Genomic DNA, 15,702 nt, shown 5'->3' on the forward strand with positions numbered 1-15,702 from the left:
ACCGCAATACGGCCGTCAGCCGCAGCGGTTGCGAAAGTCGACCATCGGCCGACCGCGCCCGGCCGCCCCGACGTCCTTGCCCGTCCCGACGAGCACGCCGTAGCCTCGCAGACGTGGCCGGTTCCACCGCCGTCCGCGCAGCCGAACTCGCGGGCCTGGACTTCTTCGCCGGCTGCCCCGTCGATTCGCTGGGGCCGTTGGCCGCACAGCTGCGGCCGCTGACCGCAGCGCCGGGCGAGGTGCTCATGCGCCAGGGCGAACCCGCCGTGTCGTTTCTGCTCATCGGCTCCGGGTGCGCGCAGGTGACCCATTCTGGAGTAGGCGCGTCGCCCACCGTCGTCGAGGTGCATGCCGGCATGATCGTCGGCGAGATCGCCTTGATGCGCGACACCGCCCGCACGGCCACGGTCGTCGCGACCGATGCGCTGACCGGTTGGATCGGCGCGCACGATGCGTTCGAGGCCATGCTCGAGGTTCCGGGCCTGATGGCCAGGCTGGTCCGGCTGGCCCGCCAGCGGCTGGCCGCGTTCATCACCCCGATCCCCGTTCGGATGCGCGACGGCACCGAACTCTTCCTGCGGCCCGTGCTGCCCGGTGACAACGAACGCACGGTCAACGGGCCGGTGGAGTTCTCCAGCGAGACGCTGTACCGCCGTTTCCAATCCGCTCTGCGCCCGACGCCGCGGTTGATGGCGTACCTGTTCGAGGTGGACTACGCCGACCACTTCGTCTGGGTCATGACCGACGGTATCGACGGACCGGTGGTCGCCGATGCCCGCTTCGTCCGCGACGAGCGTGACCCGACCACCGCCGAGGTGGCGTTCATGGTCGGCGACGACTACCAGGGTCGCGGACTCGGCGGGTTCTTGATGAACGCTCTGGTGATCGCGGCGAAATACGATGGCGTGCAACGGTTCACCGCGCGCGTGCTCACCGACAACGTGCCCATGCGCAGAATCTTCGACAAGTTCGGCGCCCACTGGACCTACGACGACATCGGCGTCGTCACCACCGTTGTCGAGCTGCCCGCTGGGACGACCCTGCCGACCGGACTGGCCACCGAGATCCGTGATACGGCCGGCCAGGTCATCCGGGCGGTCGGTTGATGGCTCGCCCCCCGCTGAACAAGGACACCCGGCTCTGCATCTCACTGGCCGGACGGCCCAGCAATATCGGCACCCGGTTCCACAACCACCTCTACGAGGTGTTGGGCCTGGACTACGTCTACAAGGCGTTCACGACGAACGACATCGCCGCGGCGATCGGTGGGGTGCGCGCGCTGGGCATCCGGGGCTGCTCGGTGTCGATGCCGTTCAAACAGGCCGTCATCCCGCTCGTCGACGAGATCGAGCAGTCCGCCCGAGTCATCGATGCGGTCAACACGATCGTCAACGACGATGGACATCTGACCGCGTCGAACACCGACTACCTGGCCGTTCAGCGACTGATCGACGCGCATGCCCTCGACCGCACCCGCTCGGTGGTCATCCGCGGTAGCGGGGGAATGGCCGCCGCGGTCGGCGCCGCGTTCCGCGATCACGGATTCCTCGACGGCACGATCGTTGCCCGTAACCGCGACACCGGCGCGCAACTGGCCGGCCGGCTGGACTACCGATACGCCTCGAGCGTCGAGCGGCCCGACGGCGCCGTGCTCGTCAACGTCACACCCCTGGGGATGGCCGGCGGTCCGGACGCGGAGGCCTCGGCCTTCGACGACACAGCGATCGCCGGTGCCCACACGGTCTTCGACGTCGTCGCGATGCCCGCGGAGACACCGCTGATCACGGCGGCGCGGGCGGCCGGCGTTCCGGTCATCACCGGCGCAGAGGTCATCGCGCTGCAGGCGGCCGAACAGTTCGAGCGCTACACCGGGGTGCGGCCGACGGACCAGCAGGTTGCCGAGGCGTCGGCACTGTCGCGGGCCTGAGCGCTCAGGGTCGGATGACGGTCTGCTCGTCGATGGTCGCCGTCGCGTCGAGCAGCGGACCGATCTGGTCCTCCGTGCCGTCGGCGGTCAGCTCGAGCAGGAACAGGCCGTCCGGTGCAGGGATCACGACCGTCTTGCGGGCGATCATCCGCCGCACGCCGTCGCGGGTGTACGCCCCACCGACCTGATAGGCATCGAAACCGCTGAGCTGGGTGGCCTTCCCGTCGCCGAGGTTCTCGTAGCCGGGCAGATTCTTGATCTCTCCCGGCGCGTATTCGAGGATCTTGGCCGGGTCGACGTTGCCGGTCAGTTTGCTCATCGTCGCGGTGATCATCGGGGGATCCTGCGCGGCGGCCGGATCGTCGAAAACGATTGCGCGGTAAGCCCCCGGCGGTGTCCGGTCGCCGGCGTCCACCCAGCCCGCGGGGGTCGGCAGGTCGACCGTCGGGGTCCCCGGCTGACCGGGTTCGGCCGGGGTCTGCTGGATGCCGTTCTCGCGGATGTAGTCGGCGATCGTCTGCTGCGGACCGGCGGCCTCGGTCGGTGACGTCGGCGAGGGGGTCTCGGGTTCGGTGGGTGTGGCGCTGCTCGACGATGCGGCGCCCGAGGTGCTCTGCTGCTCGCTCACCGCCTCCCCGGATGTGCCGGAGTCGCAGCCCGCGAGGGCGAGGCCGACGGCGGCGGCGAGGACGGCGGCGGCGCCTGCTCGTAATGACGGTGTCATGGCACTCCGTTCGATCATGATCCGATGGAGGATACCGTCGAAGTCCCTTGTCGCGACACGATCTGGCGTGACGGCCGGTGGGTCGCCGGCTGTGGAATCATCGGCTGGTGCGCCACATCGCGGCCGTGGGGGCCGCCGCGGCAGTCCTCGCCGGGTGCGGTGCGGCACCGGACGAGCCGCAGCCCGCAGCCCCGCCGGCGACCAGCGCGGCCACCGGCGCGATCGATCCGTCGCGCATCGACCGCGCTCGGGACGACCTGCCGCCCGACTATGAGGTGGCCGACGTGAGCGGTCGGGTCACCCCGCTCGCCCAGTGGGGGTTCGGGCCCGGCTGGCGAGCCGAACCGGTGGCCTGCGGGGCCTTGTCGGATCCGGCGGTCGAGCCCGCGACGGTGCGCGGATGGTCCGCCTCCGGCGCGGGCGGGATCGTCTACGCCGTTGCGGCGTCGGGCGCCGCGGGCCTCGACCCGGCGGTGGTCGGCGAGTGCGACTCGTGGCAGGTGTCGGCGGGGCCGAGTACCGGCACCGTCCGCGTGGTGCCGGCCCCGCCGGTGCCCGGCGCGCAGACCGTCGCGATGGCGGCCGATACGCTGACGGTCGTCGAGGGCGGTACCGAAACGCGTTCGCGGGCAACGACTGTGATGGCCCATGATGCTGGACGCCTGGTCTACGTCACGGTGGTCACCGACCCGGGAGCATCGGATGCGGCGCTGGAGGGCGATTTCGCCGCCGACCTGCTCACCGAAACGGTCGCGGCGTTGCGCGCCTGAGCACAGGCGACGGGTACATTGGCGGCGATGTCCACCCCGAAGTCGATACCGGCCGTGGTCTTGGTGGCTCTGCTGACCGCCGCCTGCGGATCCGACGGTCAGGGCGGCGGTGCCGGGCCGTCCGCTGACATCGCCCGGATCTCCGAGGTCAGATCGACGTTCGGACCGCAGTTCCAGTACCGCGACATCGCGCCGACCGGAATCGACCCGAAACTGCTGCAGCCGCAGCCGGTGCCGGAGGGGGTGCGCTTCCAGCCGCCGGAGTGCGCGAAGTACGCCCGCGGACTGCTGCCCGAATCGGGACTCAAGGGCAACATGGCCGCAGCCACCGCCGAAGGCGAGGGCAACCGCTTCATCGCGATCGCCGTGGAGACCTCAGAGCCGGTCGCTCTCGACGACGCCGACAAGGCCTGCAACAAGGTGGAGTTCAGCGGTCCGCAGGTGCGTGGTCTGGTCGAGGCCGTCGAGGCCCCGGCGATCGAGGGGGCGCGGACCTCGGCGACCCATCGGGTGGTGCAGACTGTCGTCGGCGGTGTCCCGCGCACCGGTGAGCTCTACAACTACATCGCGAGCTTCGATTCCTATCTGGTGATCGTGACGGCCAATCCGCTGGTCGTGCCGGGGCAACGGGTGGTGCCGGTCAACACCCAGCGGGCGCGGGATCTGTTGAGCACCGCGGTCGCCGACGTCAGAGGTTGACCGCTCACCGCACGTCGTGTGGCCGGAACTGGATGCTGATGCGTCCCCCGGTGGGTCTCGTGGTCTTCGGAATCGCGTGCTCCCAGGTGCGTTGACAGGAACCACCCATCACCAGCAGATCGCCGTGGTGGTGATGGATGCGCAGCGACGGGCCGCCGCCGCGGGGGCGCAGCGCGAAAACGCGGGTGGCGCCGAGTCCCACGATCGCCACCATGGTGTCCTGGGTGCTGCTGCGGCCGATGTTGTCCCCGTGCCAGGCGACGCTGTCGTTGCCGTCGCGGTAGAGGCACAGCCCGGCGGTGGTGAACGGCTCGCCGAGTTCGCCGCCGTAGGAATCGTTGAGGCGCCTGCGCATCTGCTTGAGGCGCGGATGGGGCGCCGCCTCGTCCACGAGGTTGTGGAAGCTGAGCAGGCGAGGGACGTCGAGCACCCGGTCGTACATCTGCCGGCGCTCCGCGCGCCACGGGACGCAGGCCCGCAGTTCGTCGAAAAGGGTGTCGGCGTCGGTCAGCCAGCCCGATCGGACGTCGAGCCATGCGCCGTTGCCGAGGTGGCGCCGCTCGGCGTGCTCGAACAGGGAGCCTTGAAGAGCCTGCTCCATGCCGGAGAGTGTATCGCACACCCGTTCGATCGACTCAGAGGCGGACGGCACCCGGCCCGTGTTCGGCGAGGACGTCGCCGGGGTTGGTCAGCACGCACGTCTTGAGGCTCAGGCAGCCGCAGCCGATGCAGCCGGCGAGGTTGTCGCGCAGGCGCTGCAGGTGCAGGATCCGCTCGTCGAGGTCGGCGCGCCAACCGGCGGACAGCTTGGCCCAGTCCTTGGTCGTGGGCACCCGATCCGACGGCAGGGTGGCCAAGGCCGCACTGATCCGGGCCAGCGGGATACCGAGCCGCTGCGACATCCGGATGAATGCGACCCGCCGCAGCGTCTCGCGGGCGTAGCGCCGTTGGTTGCCCGCGGTGCGGCGGCTGCTGATCAGTCCTTCGCGTTCGTAGAAGTGCAAAGCCGACACCGCCACCCCGCTGCGCACCGCCATCTCGCTCGGGGTCAGCTCGTGGCCGTCCATGACCTGAACAATACTTCAGGTCTCGGTCGGCGCGCGATGGCGTTACGGTGATCGGGTGGCCGATATCGTGCTGGGATCGAACTCCGAGGTGGGCGCGCTGCGCGTGGTCATCCTGCACCGACCCGGCGCTGAACTGCAGCGGTTGACCCCGCGCAACAACGACGCGCTGCTGTTCGACGGGCTGCCCTGGGTGTCCAAGGCGCAGGAGGAGCACGATCAGTTCGCCGACGTGCTGCGCTCGCGTGGGGTAGAGGTGCTGCTCCTGGCCGAACTGCTGAGCGAGGCGCTGGCCAGCGGGGCCGCGCGGATGCAGGGGATCGCCGCGGCGGTGGATCCCCGGCGCCTGGGTTTGCCTCTGGCGCAGGAGCTGTCGGCGTATCTGCGGACGCTGGAGCCGCATCCGCTGGCGCATGTGCTGATGGCCGGTATGACGTTCAACGAGCTGCCGTTCGGTGAGCGCGAGTTCTCGTTGGTGCGACGGATGCATCACGGCGGCGACTTCGTCATCGACCCGCTACCCAATCTGCTGTTCACCCGCGACTCGTCATTCTGGATCGGACCCAGGGTCGCCATCACGTCGCTCGCACTGCCGGCGCGGGTTCGCGAGACGTCGCTGACCGATCTGATCTACGCGCACCACCCCCGCTTCCTCGGCGTGCGAAGGGCTTACGAATCGCGCTCGGCGCCGGTGGAAGGTGGGGACGTGCTGCTCCTGGCGCCCGGTGTGGTCGCCGTCGGGGTGGGGGAGCGCACCACCCCCGCCGGTGCGGAGGCGTTGGCGCGCAGCCTGTTCGACGACGATCTCGCGCACACCGTGCTGGCCGTGCCGATCGCGCAGGAGCGGGCGCAGATGCACCTGGACACCGTGTGCACCATGGTCGACACCGATGCGGTGGTGATGTATCCGAACATCGTCGACTCGTTGTCGGCGTTCACCATCCACCGCACGGCCGGCGGGGTGAAGATCGACCGCGAGGCGCCGTTCGTGGATGCGGCCGCCGAGGCGATGGGCATCGGCAAACTGCGGGTGATCGACACGGGCCTGGATCCGGTGACCGCCGAGCGTGAGCAGTGGGATGACGGCAACAACACCCTCGCGGTGGCACCCGGCGTCGTCGTGGCCTACGAGCGCAACGTGGAAACCAATACGCGCCTGGCCGATTCGGGGATCGAGGTGTTGCCGATCGCGGCGTCGGAGCTGGGCACCGGTCGCGGCGGACCGCGCTGCATGTCGTGTCCGGCGGCCCGCGACCCGCTCTGAATCTCCGCGAAACAGCATTCCCGGTCATCAAGCCGGGCGCTTGGTAGCCCGGTGTGCGCTCTCGCGCAGGGCCCACGCTTCGCGGACCCGCTGCACGATGTCGTAGGGGCGGTCCTCGTTGATGACCCGGACGTGCAACCAGCCCCGCCGTCGCACCAGCGTCAGACGTCGGTGGTCCCACACGTATCGCCGGCGATCGTCCTGGTGCTGCTTGCCGTCGTACTCGACGGCGATCATCGTGTCTTCCCACCCCATGTCCAGGTGGGCGAACGGGGCGCCGTAGTCATCGCAGACAGGGATCTGGGTGACCGGCCTTGGAAAGCCTGCGTCGATGAGCAACAGCCGCAGCCAGGTCTCTTTCGGCGACTGGGCGCCCGCGTCCATCACATCGAGTGCTTCCCGGCAACGGCGCGCACCACGCGCACCTTTGTAGCGGCCGGCGACGGGAGCCACGTGGCCGGCCTCCAGACCCGTCGCCCTGGCGAGCGCATCGAGGTGGGCGACGGCCTGGCCGCGCGGAAGGAACCGGCCGAGGTCGAACGCGGTGCGCTGGATCGACGCCACCGGCAGGCCGCCGATCTCGACGACCTCGTCGTAGGCGAACCGGTCGTCGCGCGCGATGATGCCCTGCGGCGGGCGGTTGTTGCGCCAGATCAACTCGACGGGTGAGTCTTCGTCGACCCACTCGGCACCGTGCAGTGCCGCGGCCGCTCTGCCGGTGATCACTCCGCGGCGCTTCGACCACAGCCATGCGCCGACGGTGTTCGCGTACAGCGTCGGAGCCGCGATCGCCGGTTGATACACGTCGGGGAAGAGCGCCCGATACGCCGTTCGTAGGCGCGAACGCGTGATCGCGCCGCGAGCCAGTTCTTCGCTGCCCAGGAAAACGGTGCCCATGGGCAGATGATCGCCAGCCCCTCCGACAGACTCGCGAGACAGTAACCAGGGCTGTCAACAGGCGCGCTTGGTGACAGGGAATGCGGTTTCGCGGGAGATCTATCGCCAGCTCGGCAGCCAGATCTGCAGATTCCACGTCGTCTGCGAGATCGGGATGCCGGTCAGGATGGGAAACAGCCAGGCGAAGTTGGTGATGACCAGCGCGACGTAGCCGGCGACGACCAGCAGCCCCAGCGTCCGCCGCTCGGCGTTCTGCCGGGGCGCGTGCAGGATGTCGCCGAGGATCAACGCGATCATCAGCACCAGAAATGGAGCCATGACGGAGGCGTAGAAGAAGTACATCTGCCGGTCGATGTCGGCGAACCACGGCAGGAATCCCGCGCAGTAACCGGTGAGCGCCACCGCGTATCGCCAGTCGCGCTTGACGAACGCCCGCCACACCGCCCAGCCCAGAACGGGCACCGCGAGGAACCACATCGCCGGCGTACCGACCAGCATCACGGCCTTCACACACGATTGGGCGCCGCATCCCGGCACGTCCTGGTTGTCGATCGCGTAGAGCACCGGCCGCAACGACATCGGCCAGGTCCAGGGTTTGGACTCCCACGGATGGTGGTTGCCCGCCGCATTCGTCAGACCGGAATGGAAGCGGAACGCGGCGTAGGTGTAATGCCACAGCGAACGGATCGCGTCCGGGACCGGCCATGCGCTGTGCTCACCGATCGACTGTCCGACCTCGTGGCGGTCCACGCCGGTCTCCGAGGCGAACCACGGCGCATAGGACGCCAGATACACCGCGAAGGGGATCAGTCCCAGCGCGTACGCCGCGGGTCCCAGATCGCGGCGCAGCGTCCCGCGCCACGGTCGGCGCACCCGGTACTGGCGCCGGGCGACGGCGTCGAGGGCCAGCGTCAGCACGCCGAAGAACACCACGAAGTACAGGCCCGACCACTTCGTCGCGCAGGCCAGCCCCAGCAGCACCCCGGCGCCGAAACGCCACCAACGCACGCCGAGTCGCGGCCCCCACGGTGTCTCGCCGATCCGGCCTTCGAGCAGCGCGACGTGCATGCGGGCCCGGACTTCATCGCGGTCGACCATCAGGCAGCCGAACGCCGCCACCACGAAGACGGTGAGGAACCCGTCGAGCAGCGCGGTGCGCGAGGTGACGAAGGAGACACCGTCGGCGATCAGCAGCAGCCCGGCGACGGCGCCCACCGCCGTCGACCGGGTGATGCGACGGGCGATCCGCGCCACCAGCACGACCAGCACCACACCGCACACCGCACCGGAGAACCGCCAGCCCAGGCCGTTGTAGCCGAACAGCGCCTCGCCGATGGCGATCATCTGCTTGCCGACGGGCGGGTGGACCACCAATCCGTAACCGGGGTTGTCCTCGATGCCGTTGTTGTGCAGTACCTGCCAGGCCTGCGGCGCGTAGTGCTTCTCGTCGAACACCGGGGTGCCGGCGTCGGTGGGCGATCCGAGGTTCAGGAACCGCGTGATCGCGGCCAGTGCCGCGATCACCGCGGTCATCGCCCACCCCTGCAAGCGATCGAGCGGACCGAAGTCGGCCACCGGCACCAGCGGGGCCGGACTGATGACGGGGGCCGCGCGTGGAGCTTCGATAGCGGGGGCCGTCACGCCTCCAGATCGTAGGCTGTCGGGAATGAGTGCCGGTCGACTGCTGCTCGGCGCCACCCCGCTGGGGCAGCCCGGCGACGCGTCCGCGCGCCTGGTGGCTGCGCTGGCCCGTGCCGACATCATCGCCGCCGAGGACACCCGCCGGGTCCGCCAGCTCGCGCAGTCCCTGGAGGTCAAGCCGGTCGGCAAGGTGATGAGCCTGTTCGATCAGAACGAATCGTCGCGGGTTCCGGTGCTGCTCGAGGCCATCAGATCCGGGGCGACGGTGCTGGTGGTCAGCGACGCGGGGATGCCGCTGATCAACGACCCCGGATATCGGCTGGTCAGCGCGTGTGCGGAAGCGGGGCTGACGGTCAGCTGCCTGCCCGGTCCGTCGGCGGTGACGACGGCGCTGGCGGTGTCGGGCCTGCCGTCGGACCGCTTCTGTTTCGAAGGGTTCCCGCCGCGCAAGCAGGCCGCCCGGATGGCGTGGCTCCAGCAGCTGGCCGCCGAGCGGCGCACGTGCGTGTTCTTCGAGTCCCCGCGCCGCCTGCCCGAGACGCTGCGCGACGCGGTGGCCACGCTGGGCGCCGACCGGCGCGCCGTGGTGTGCCGGGAACTGACCAAGACCCACGAGGAGGTCCGGCGCGGCTCTCTCGGCGAGCTCGCCGACTGGGCGGCCGACGGGGTACTGGGCGAGATCACCGTGGTGCTCGACGGAGCGGTGCCGCGCGCCGACCTCGACACCTTGATCGACGATGTCAACGAGCGGGTGGCCGCCGGCGCCCGGGTCAAGGACGCCTGCGCGGCCGTGGTCGCCGAGACCCCGGGTGCCCCGTCGAAGCGTGATCTCTACGAGGCGGTGCTGCGCGCGCGGGACTGAACGGCTCCGACGATCGGCGCCGCCTTGTGCAGACATTCGTCCCACTCGCGGTCCGGATCCGAATCGGCGGTGATGCCGCCACCCACGCCGAGCACCGCCGAACCGTCCGGCCCGAATTCGACGGTGCGGATCGCGACGTTCAGCTCGCAGCCCGCCGCTGGTGAAGCCAAACCTATTGTTCCGCAGTATATTCCACGTCGATGCTGTTCCCAGCCGGCGAGCAGTTGACGGGCCCGCGTCTTGGGTGTTCCGGTGACCGAGGCCGGTGGGAACGTGGCGTCCAGCAGTTCACCCATCGGGATGTCTTCCCGCACGCGCGCAGCCACCGTCGACACCAAATGCCACACCCCGGGTGCGGGCCGGACCGCGAGCAGTTCGGGAACGGTCACCGATCCGGTGACCGCGACCCGGCCGAGGTCGTTGCGGACCAGGTCGACGATCATGATGTTCTCGGCCACGTCCTTGACCGACGTCAGCAGCGCCGACGGTTCGGCCCAGCCCGGCAGCGTGCCCTTGATCGGACTCGACGTGACGGTGGCGCCGGCGCGCCGCAGGAACAGTTCGGGTGACAGCGACGCGACGGCGCCCCAGGGGCCGGCGAGGTAGGCGGCGCGGGCGGGCCGGCCGCGGGCGGCGAGGTCGACGAAGAAGTCCAGGCTGTCGCCGGTGAGGCGGCCGGTGAACTGCGTGCACACACAGGCCTGGTACACCTCGCCCGCGGCGATTGCCGCCAGGCAGTCCAGGACGCCGCGGGTGTGGGCGTCACGGTCGGGCGCCGTCCAGTCGACGTGGTGGCCGGCGGTCGCGGCGGGGCGCCGGAGCGACTCGGCAAGCCACCCCGGAAGTTCTGCGCCGGAGAGGCTTTCGTACCACCAGCGGCCGCGCCGGTCGCACCGCAGCACGCTGTCGGTCCAGCCGCCCGCGGCCACCGGGATGCGGGGTCCGGCGCCGTCGGCGCCGGCGTCGGGATAGGACAGGTAGCCGAACCAGCCGCCGCCGACCGCGGTGCCGCTGCCGGCCGGGACCGCGAAGACCCGTTCGGGATCGGCGGCCGCGATGTCGAGGGTGGGGGCGATGACGGCCTGCGAACCGAACCATTCGCCGAGCAGTGCGCCCGGCGGTGCCAGCGACCGCTGCGCCGCGGCGTGCCCGACGGCGGCCAGCACCGCCGGGCCGTCGCCGAGGTCACCGAGCCGCTCGATCCGCACGCCCCTAGCCTGACAGACCGCTCAGCGGCTGATCTCCCGCCGGATGTCGACGCCGCCGAGCTTGTCGGGATTGCGCATGGCGTAGAAGTGCGTGATGCGGCCGTCGACGATCTCGACGGTGATGACGCCTTCGAAGCGATCGCCCAGATACAGCTTGAGCGCGGGAGCGTTGTTGTACGTGGCGGGTTCCACCCGGCCGGACTCACCGGCGTTCCGGACCAGGCCGACGAGCAGGCGGGCGACGCGCTCGGCTCCGGTCACCGGCCGGCGCGCGGCGCTGACCTTGCCGTCGCTGTCGGCGGTCCACACCGCATCCGGCGCCAGCATCTCCATCAGGCCGTCGATGTCCCCGGTGGCCGCGGCGAGGAAGAACCGGCCGGTGATCTGCTCGGCGCTGCGCGGATCCACCGGTTCGAACCGCCTGCGCCTGGCCTGCACGTGTCCGCGGGCGCGGTGCGCCATCTGCCGCGCCGCCCCCGCCGATGTGCCGATCGCCGAGGCGATCTCGTCGTAGTCGAAACCGAACACCTCCCGCAGGACGAACACCGCGCGCTCGTCGGGGGTCAGCGTCTCGAGTACCACCATCATCGCCATCGACACCGATTCGGCGAGCACCACATCGGTCGACGCGTCGGTGCCGTCGCCGGAGTCGAGCAGCAGCGGCTCGGGCAGCCACGGCCCGACGTACTCCTCGCGCCTGCGGGACTGCGCCCGCAGCGCGTTGAGCGACTGGCGGGTGACCAGCTGGGCGAGATAGGACTTGGTGTCGCGCACCGTCGACAGATCCACCTCGGCCCACCGCAGATAGCTCTCCTGCAGCACATCGTCGGATTCGGTTGCACTGCCGAGGATCTCGTAAGCGATGGTGAACAACAGCGGTCGCAGCGCGGTGAACCGTTCGGCGTGGTCGGTCCCGACCTCGCTCATGACGCTGCCACCGGAACCTTCTGCGCGCGCTTGCCGCCCTTGAGCCAGAAATAGCTTCCGGGCTTGCCGGCCTCCTTGCGCAGGAACGACAGGGTGCCCTTGCAGACCTGCTCCTTGATCGTCGCGGCGATCCGGCCGCCGAGGTGCAGCGGCAGCACCGAATCGTCGAAACGGGCGAGCTGGATGGTGCCCGCCGTGCGGCCCAGGCTGATGCACTGTCCGGTGAAGGCCTGATTGATCGGGGCCGGGCTCTCGCCGGCGAGCCGCGCGAGCACCGTCTCCGCGGCCTGCGCACCGAGCGGCAGCGCCGCCTGGCAGCTCATCCGCAGCGGCAGCGCCGACGGGGACGCGGCGTCGCCGGCGGCGATGACGTGCGGGTCGTCGACGCTGGTGAGCGTCTCGTCGGTGATCATCCGGCCGAGGGCGTCGGTGCTCAGCCCGCTGACCGCGGCCAGCCCGGGGACGCCGAATCCGGCGGTCCACACCGTCGCGGCGCTGGGCACCGCGCGTCCGTCACCGAGCACCACCCGGTCCGCGTCCACCCGTGCCACGCGGACACCGTCGACGACGTCGACACCCAGCCTGGTCAGCCGGTTGGCGACCGAACGGCGTCCGCCCGCCGACAGCGACGGGCCGAGGATGTCGGTGACGAGGGTGACCGACCGGCCCGCGTCGGCGAATTCGGCGGCCGCCTCGACGCCGGTCAGCCCCCCGCCGACGACCGTCACCGGAGCGGACATCGGTAGGTCGGCCAGCCGGTCCGCCAACCGCCGGGCCTGCTCGAGTTCGCCGAGCGGGTAGGCGAACTCGTCCGCGCCGGGCACCGCCGCGGGTACCGAACCGGTGCTGCCGACGGCGTAGACCAGATAGTCGTAAGCCAGCGTGGCGCCCGATGTCAGCCGAACCAGCCGGGCCGGTGCGTCGATCCGCTCGGCGCCGTCGACGACCAGGTGCACACCGTCGCGCAGCAGCGTTCCGAAGCTCTCGGTGGCGTCGTCGTTGCCCGCTGCCAGCTGGTGCAGCCGGATGCGCTCGACGAAGTCGGGCCGGGGATTGACCAGCGTCACCCGGACGTCGTTGCGACGGCCGAGCCGGTTGGCCGCCATCACCCCGGCATAGCCGCCACCGAGGACCACCACATGCGTGCTGTCGATCATCACTGTCTCCCGTCTCGAAGGTTGTGCTCTCGAGACACCGCGCATCCGCGCTTTGTGACAGATGTACCACCAGGTGTGGCGCAGATCACTCCGACTGATAGCGGGGGAAGACGCCGACCGGTGGCGGCAACGGCGTTCCCGGCGCCAGCCGAGTCGACACTGCCGCGAAGGTGCGCTGCTCGGCGGTCTGACCGAGCAGGTCGAGCAGCGTGGCCGTCGAGTCCGGCATCACCGGCTGGCTCAGCAGGGTCGCGATCCGCACCGTCTCCAACGTCGTGTACAGCACGGTGCGGAACCGGTCCTGCCCTTCGGCGGTCTCCGATTTGCGCAGCACCCACGGTTCCTGGGCCGAGAAGTACCGGTTCGCGGCGCCGAGGACCGACCAGATCGCCTCCAGCGCCAGATGCATCGCCTGCTGGTCGTAGCAGTCGCGGACGCGGTCCATCAGCGCGTCGGCGGCGCCGAGCAGGGCGGTGTCCTCGGCGGTGAACTCCCCGGGGGAGGGCACGGTGGCCTCGAGGTTCTTGGCCACCATCGACAGCGACCGCTGCGCGAGGTTGCCCAACTCGTTGGCCAGATCGGCGTTGATACGGCCGATAATCGCGTCCTCGCTGTAGCTGCCGTCCTGGCCGAACGGCACCTCGCGCAGCAGGAAGTAGCGCACCGCGTCGACGCCGAACTCGTCGACGAGCGCGATCGGGTCGACGACGTTGCCCACCGATTTGCTCATCTTCTCGCCGCGGACGTTGATGAACCCGTGGGCGAACACCCGCTTGGGCAGTTCGATTCCGGCCGACATCAGGAACGCCGGCCAGTACACCGTGTGGAACCGGATGATGTCCTTACCGATGACGTGCAGATCGGCCGGCCAGTACCGCTGGAAGTCCGGTGCGGCCTCGTCGGGGAAGCCCGCCCCGGTCAGGTAGTTCGTCAGGGCGTCCACCCAGACGTACATGACGTGGTCGGGGTGCCCCGGCACGGGCACGCCCCAGTCGAACGTCGTGCGCGAGATGGACAGATCGCGCAGGCCGCCGGAGACGAAGCTGACCACCTCGTTGCGCCGCACATCGGGGCCGATGAACTCCGGATGCGCCTGATAGTGGGCCAGCAGGCGGTCGGTGTAGGCCGACAGCCGGAAGAAGTAGGTCTGCTCCTCGGTCCAGGTCAGCGGGGTGCCGGTTTCGATGGAGAATTTCTGGCCGTCGTCGCGGGTCTCGATCTCGTCGTCGCTGTAGAAGCGTTCGTCGCGCACCGAGTACCACCCCGAGTACGAGTCGAGGTAGATGTCGCCGTTCGCGTCCATCCGCTTCCAGATCTCGGCCGACGCGTCGACGTGGTCGGCGTCCGAGGTGCGGATGAACCGGTCGAAGGAACTGCCGAGCCGACGCTGCATCGCCTCGAAGGTGTCGGAGTTGCGCAGCGCCAGTTCGGCAGTGGGGATGCCCTCCCGCTCCGCGGTCTGCGCCATCTTCAGCCCGTGCACGTCGGTACCGGTCAGGAAGCGGACGTCGTAGCCGTCGAGCCTCTTGAACCGGGCGATCGCGTCCGCCGCGACCTTCTCGTAGGCGTGCCCGATGTGGGGTGCGCCATTGGGATAGTCGATGGCGGTGGTGATGTAGTACGTCGGATCGCTGCCTGGCTTGCTCATTTCAGGCCCAACTCTATGGTGTTGAGGTGAGTCGCTCGAACCGTCCGGCCCCACCCGCGCCCGAGCCGCTGACCCCTCTCGTCGACGCCCACACCCATCTGGACGCGTGCGGCGCACGCACCGGCGAGGACGTTCGCGCCATCGTCGACCGTGCCGCCGCCGTCGGTGTGGGCACCGTCGTCACCATCGCCGACGATCTGGATTCCGCCCGCTGGGTCGTCGAGGCGGCCGAGTGGGATCCGCGGGTGTACGCGGCAGTGGCGCTGCACCCGACCCGGGCCGGCGCCCTGACCGAGGAGGCCAGGAGCGAACTCGAACGCCTGGCCGGTCACCCGCGCGTGGTGGCGATCGGGGAGACCGGGATGGACCTGTACTGGCCGGGCCGGCTCGACGGATGCGCCGAACCGGCCGAGCAGCGTGATGCGTTCGCCTGGCACATCGACCTGGCCAAACGCACCGGTAAGCCCCTGATGATCCACAACCGGGACGCCGATGCGGCGGTCCTCGACGTGCTGGCTGCCGAGGGCGCGCCGGAGACGGTGATCTTCCACTGCTTCTCCTCGGACGCGCAGATGGCGCGCAGGTGTGTGGACGCCGGCTGGGTGCTGAGCCTGTCGGGCACGGTGAGTTTCAAGAACGCGCACGCCCTGCGGGAGGCGGCCGCACTGGTCCCGGCGGGACAGCTCCTGGTCGAGACCGACGCCCCCTTCCTGACTCCGCATCCATTTCGCGGAGCGCCGAACGAGCCGTACTGTCTGCCGTACACGGTGCGCGCGCTCGCCGACGTCGTCGGGCGTTCTGCGCCGGAGCTCGCCGCTCAGACGACCGAAACCGCGGTCCGCGTGTACGGACTGCACTGAATTGGTCTCGTAAGCGGGCTTACGTTACCGTTTTGTGATCAAATGTTGCTCGGC

General features: G+C 69.9%; 16 protein-coding genes. 7 read left to right on the forward strand and 9 right to left on the reverse strand.

Going from position 1 to position 15,702, the window contains the following annotated elements; genetic code table 11:
- Positions 1 to 113: 113 nt before the first annotated feature.
- Both ACN27E_RS23210 and ACN27E_RS23215 read left to right on the forward strand, forming a co-directional pair.
- Positions 114 to 1,106, forward strand: coding sequence for a GNAT family N-acetyltransferase (locus ACN27E_RS23210; RefSeq protein WP_422745065.1), 993 nt, complete (start codon positions 114 to 116; stop codon positions 1,104 to 1,106).
- Positions 1,106 to 1,927, forward strand: coding sequence for a shikimate 5-dehydrogenase (locus tag ACN27E_RS23215; protein WP_422745066.1), 822 nt, complete (start codon positions 1,106 to 1,108; stop codon positions 1,925 to 1,927). Before ACN27E_RS23210 ends, ACN27E_RS23215 begins: the two co-directional genes overlap by 1 nt.
- Positions 1,928 to 1,931: 4 nt before the next feature.
- Here the strand turns inward: ACN27E_RS23215 and ACN27E_RS23220 are convergent, their stop codons facing one another.
- Positions 1,932 to 2,651, reverse strand: a complete 720-nt coding sequence (locus ACN27E_RS23220) for an LpqN/LpqT family lipoprotein (RefSeq protein ID WP_422750074.1) — start codon at positions 2,649 to 2,651, stop codon at positions 1,932 to 1,934.
- A 107-nt stretch (positions 2,652 to 2,758) separates the two neighbouring features.
- On the opposite strand from ACN27E_RS23220, the gene ACN27E_RS23225 reads away from it, so the two are divergent.
- Positions 2,759 to 3,421: a DUF5642 family protein gene (locus ACN27E_RS23225; protein ID WP_422745068.1), complete on the forward strand. Its 663-nt coding sequence runs from the start codon at positions 2,759 to 2,761 to the stop codon at positions 3,419 to 3,421.
- Positions 3,422 to 3,448: 27 nt separating this feature from the next.
- Entirely contained in the window at positions 3,449 to 4,120 is a 672-nt protein-coding gene (locus ACN27E_RS23230; RefSeq protein WP_422745070.1) for a DUF5642 family protein, read from the forward strand.
- Between the two features lie 4 nt (positions 4,121 to 4,124).
- Here ACN27E_RS23230 and ACN27E_RS23235 read toward each other — a convergent pair whose 3' ends face one another.
- Complete coding sequence (locus tag ACN27E_RS23235) at positions 4,125 to 4,721, reverse strand: alpha-ketoglutarate-dependent dioxygenase AlkB (protein ID WP_422745071.1); 597 nt, start codon at positions 4,719 to 4,721, stop codon at positions 4,125 to 4,127.
- A 34-nt stretch (positions 4,722 to 4,755) separates the two neighbouring features.
- On the reverse strand, positions 4,756 to 5,187 hold the full coding sequence (soxR, locus tag ACN27E_RS23240) for a redox-sensitive transcriptional activator SoxR (RefSeq protein ID WP_422745072.1): 432 nt from the start codon (positions 5,185 to 5,187) through the stop codon (positions 4,756 to 4,758).
- 55 nt (positions 5,188 to 5,242) lie between these two features.
- On the opposite strand from soxR, the gene arcA reads away from it, so the two are divergent.
- On the forward strand, positions 5,243 to 6,448 hold the full coding sequence (gene arcA, locus ACN27E_RS23245; protein ID WP_422745074.1) for an arginine deiminase: 1,206 nt from the start codon (positions 5,243 to 5,245) through the stop codon (positions 6,446 to 6,448).
- 27 nt (positions 6,449 to 6,475) lie between these two features.
- Here arcA and ACN27E_RS23250 read toward each other — a convergent pair whose 3' ends face one another.
- Together ACN27E_RS23250 and ACN27E_RS23255 are read right to left on the reverse strand one after the other, a co-directional pair.
- Positions 6,476 to 7,345: a hypothetical protein gene (locus ACN27E_RS23250; RefSeq protein ID WP_422745075.1), complete on the reverse strand. Its 870-nt coding sequence runs from the start codon at positions 7,343 to 7,345 to the stop codon at positions 6,476 to 6,478.
- Between the two features lie 99 nt (positions 7,346 to 7,444).
- A complete protein-coding gene (locus ACN27E_RS23255) occupies positions 7,445 to 8,986 on the reverse strand; it encodes a dolichyl-phosphate-mannose--protein mannosyltransferase (protein WP_422745076.1) in 1,542 nt (513 codons plus the stop codon).
- A gap of 25 nt (positions 8,987 to 9,011) precedes the next feature.
- Here ACN27E_RS23255 and rsmI point away from each other — a divergent pair, with 25 nt between their 5' ends.
- The gene (rsmI, locus tag ACN27E_RS23260; protein WP_422745078.1) at positions 9,012 to 9,848 is read left to right on the forward strand and encodes a 16S rRNA (cytidine(1402)-2'-O)-methyltransferase; all 837 of its coding nucleotides are present in this window, start codon (positions 9,012 to 9,014) and stop codon (positions 9,846 to 9,848) included.
- Here rsmI and ACN27E_RS23265 read toward each other — a convergent pair.
- The 4 genes from ACN27E_RS23265 to metG form a co-directional block, all read right to left on the reverse strand.
- On the reverse strand, positions 9,818 to 11,056 hold the full coding sequence (locus tag ACN27E_RS23265) for an aminodeoxychorismate synthase component I (protein ID WP_422745080.1): 1,239 nt from the start codon (positions 11,054 to 11,056) through the stop codon (positions 9,818 to 9,820). The genes rsmI and ACN27E_RS23265 overlap by 31 nt on opposite strands.
- Positions 11,057 to 11,077: 21 nt before the next feature.
- The gene (locus ACN27E_RS23270; RefSeq protein ID WP_422745081.1) at positions 11,078 to 11,983 is read right to left on the reverse strand and encodes an RNA polymerase sigma-70 factor; all 906 of its coding nucleotides are present in this window, start codon (positions 11,981 to 11,983) and stop codon (positions 11,078 to 11,080) included.
- Complete coding sequence (locus ACN27E_RS23275; protein WP_422745083.1) at positions 11,980 to 13,140, reverse strand: NAD(P)/FAD-dependent oxidoreductase; 1,161 nt, start codon at positions 13,138 to 13,140, stop codon at positions 11,980 to 11,982. The genes ACN27E_RS23270 and ACN27E_RS23275 overlap by 4 nt, the downstream gene beginning before the upstream one ends.
- An 85-nt stretch (positions 13,141 to 13,225) precedes the next feature.
- Positions 13,226 to 14,788 carry a methionine--tRNA ligase gene (gene metG / locus ACN27E_RS23280; RefSeq protein ID WP_422745085.1) on the reverse strand — a complete coding sequence of 521 codons (1,563 nt, stop codon included), beginning with the start codon at positions 14,786 to 14,788 and terminating at the stop codon, positions 13,226 to 13,228.
- A gap of 26 nt (positions 14,789 to 14,814) precedes the next feature.
- On the opposite strand from metG, the gene ACN27E_RS23285 reads away from it, so the two are divergent.
- A complete protein-coding gene (locus ACN27E_RS23285; protein WP_422745087.1) occupies positions 14,815 to 15,648 on the forward strand; it encodes a TatD family hydrolase in 834 nt (277 codons plus the stop codon).
- Positions 15,649 to 15,702: the final 54 nt, after the last annotated feature.

The organism is Mycobacterium sp. WMMD1722, assembly GCF_049315205.1.
Taxonomy (GTDB): Bacteria; Actinomycetota; Actinomycetes; order Mycobacteriales; family Mycobacteriaceae; genus Mycobacterium.